The sequence below is a fragment of the Streptomyces sp. SM1 genome, from assembly GCF_002910825.1.
Lineage (GTDB): Bacteria > Actinomycetota > Actinomycetes > Streptomycetales > Streptomycetaceae > Streptomyces > Streptomyces okerensis.
The window spans coordinates 1-3,102 of record NZ_NEUB01000056.1; the positions used below are offsets into that span (position 1 = coordinate 1).

1 protein-coding gene is annotated in these 3,102 nt (G+C 73.7%); it reads left to right on the forward strand.

Features of this window, described 5'->3' with window-relative positions; all coding sequences use genetic code 11:
• A partial coding sequence (locus B9S61_RS01260; protein ID WP_146064667.1) for a non-ribosomal peptide synthetase occupies positions 1-3,102 on the forward strand: 3,102 nt, incomplete at both ends.

The window sequence follows — 3,102 nt, forward strand, 5'->3', positions numbered from 1 at the left end:
CCCACGCCCAGCAGCGGCTGTGGGTCGTCCAGCAGATCGAGTGCGCCTCCGCCGCGTACAACTTCCCGCTGGTGATGCGGGTGCGCGGCGCGCTCGACCGCGCGGCGTGGACCGCCGCACTGGGCGATGTGACCGGCCGGCACGAGGCGCTGCGCACGGTCTTCGCCGAACACGACGGCCAGGTGTTCCAGCGGGTCCTGCCCGCGGGCGAGGCACGCCCGGTGGTGGAGCACGTCCGGGCCACCGAGGCGGAGGTGCCGGCCGTCGTCGGCACGGTGGTGGGCCGGCCGTTCGACCTCGCCCGCGAACTGCCCCTGCGCGCCACGCTGGTGGAAACCGCCCCCGACGACCACGTCGTCGTGCTGCTGCTGCACCACATCACCACCGACGAGTGGTCGGACCGCCCGTTCCTGCGGGACCTGGCCACCGCCTACCGCGCCCGCGCCGCCGGTACCGCCCCGGCATGGCGGCCGTTGCCCGTCCAGTACGCCGACTACGCCCTCTGGCAGCGGCGGCTCCTCGGTGACCCCGCCGACCCGGACAGCGAGGCCGCCCGCCGGCTCGCCTACTGGCGCACGACGCTGGCGGGAGCACCGGAGGAACTCGAACTGCCCGCCGACCGGCCCCGGCCCGCGCGCCCGGTGTTCTCCGGAGCCGTCGTCGACATCGAGTTCGACACCACCGTGCACCAAGGGCTCGCGCGGCTCGCCCGCGAGACCGGCGCCAGCATGTTCATGGCCGTCCACGCGGTCGTCGCCACCCTGCTCCACCGGATGGGCGCCGGTACGGACATCCCGCTCGGCGCGCCGGTGGCCGGCCGGGACGACCAGGCACTGGACGACCTCGTGGGCTTCTTCGTCAACACCCTCGTGCTCCGGGCCGACCTCGGCGGCGACCCCGGTTTCACCGAACTGCTGACCCGGATCCGCGAAACCGACCTGGCCGCGTTCTCCCACGCGGACGTGCCCTTCGAATCCGTGGTGGAGGCGATCAACCCGACCCGCTCCCTCTCCCGCAATCCGCTGTTCCAGGTGATGGTCGGCCACCACGTCCGCACCGGCGACGCGCTGGAACTGCCGCGCCTCACCGTGGAGTTCCTTCCCTTCACGGTCGGCTCGGCCAAGTTCGACCTGGTCTTCGGCTTCACCGAGCGCCAGCCGGCCGACGGCGGGAAGGGCTCGCTCCGCTGCCGGCTGGAGTACGCCACCGAGCTGTTCGACCGCGACACCGCCGAGCGGATCGGCGAACGGCTGCGCAGGCTCGTCACCGCACTCGTCGCAGCGCCCGGCCGGCCCGTCTCCCGGGCGGAGATCCTCTCCGCCGGCGAACGGCGGCTGGTCCTGGAGGAGTTCAACGACACCGCCCGGGAGGTCGAAGAGGCTTCCCTGCCCGACCAGTTCGCCCGGCGGCTCGCCGAACGGCCCGACGCCGTGGCCGTCGTCGAACGCTCCCGCTCGGTGACGTACGCCGGGCTCGACGCGCGGGCCGACGGGATCGGACGGCTGCTCGCCGCGTACGGGGTGGGAGCCGAGAGCGTGGTCGGGGTGGCCCTGCCCCGCTCGACCGACATGATCGCGACCGTGCTCGCCGTGCTGAGACTGGGCGCCGCGTTCCTGCCCCTGGACCTGGCACATCCCGCCGACCGCCTCGCCTACATGATCGAGGACTCGGGCGCCGCGCTCGTCGTCGGCAGCGAGCCGGTGGCCGGAAAGATCCCCGAGGTCGCGGACGTCCCCGTGGTGCTGCTCGACGCCCCCGGGACCGTCGCCGCGCTCGACCGGCCGACCGCCACCCCCCTGAACGTCCCCCCGGTCGCGCTGGACCGGGCCGCGTACGTGATCTACACCTCCGGTTCGACGGGACGGCCCAAGGGCGTGGTCGTCTCCCACGAGGGCATCTCCAGCCTGGTCGCCACCGCCGTCGACCGGATGGGACTGCGACGCGACAGCAGGGTGCTCCAGTTCGCCTCCACCGGCTTCGACGTCTTCGTCTTCGAACTGTCGATGGCGCTGTGCCACGGTGGCAGTCTGGTCCTCGTCCCCGACGAGGCACGGGTCGCCGGACCGGCGCTCACCGACTTCCTGGCGGCCCGGCGGATCACCCACATGATCCTTCCCCCGTCCCTGGTCTCCGCCCTGCCTCCCGGCTGCGAACTGCCCGGGGGATCGACCGTCCTGGTCGGCACCGAGACGGTCCCGCCGGACCTGTTCGAACGCTTCGGCGCCACCGCCCATCTCCTCTGCGCCTACGGGCTCACCGAGGCCACGGTCAACTCCACCCTGTGGTCCTCCCGCGAGCACGGCGTACGCCCGCCGGGCCGGGTCCCCATCGGCCGCCCCGACCCCAACACCCGCTGCTACGTGCTCGACGAGCACCTCCGTCCGGTCCCGCCGGGCGTGGCGGGGGAGCTGTACGTCGCCGGGCGCGGACTCGCCCGCGGCTACCTCGGCAGGGCCGCGCTCACCTCCGAGCGGTTCGTCGCCGACCCGTACGGCCCGCCGGGCCGCCGCATGTACCGCACGGGGGACCGCGCCCGCCGGCGGCCGGACGGCAACCTCGACTTCCTCGGCCGGACCGACGACCAGGTGAAGATCCGCGGCTTCAGGATCGAACCGGGGGAGATCGAGGCCGCCCTCACCGGACATCCGGCGGTCGCGCAGGCCGCCGTGGTCGCCGACCGCGACGGGGACATCGTGCGTCTCGTCGGGTACGCCGTGCCCGACGGCGGTGCCGGACTCGACCCGCGGGCGCTGCGGGACCATGTCTCCGGGCTGCTGCCCGAGTACATGGTCCCCGCGCTCGTCGTCCCCCTCGACCGTCCGCTGCCGCTGACCCCGAACGGCAAACTGGACCGCCGGGCACTGCCCGCACCCGACTGGTCCTCGATGACCGGTGACGCCCGCCCCGCCACCCGGACGCAGACCCGGCTGGCCGGGCTGTTCCGGGAGATCCTCAGGCTGGACGACGTCGGCGTACACGACGACTTCTTCGCGCTGGGCGGCCATTCGATGGCCGCGATGCGGCTGCTGGGCCGGATCCGCACCGAGTTCGGCGTGGAACTGAGCGTCCGCGACGTCTTCGACGCCCTCACCGTGGCAGGCA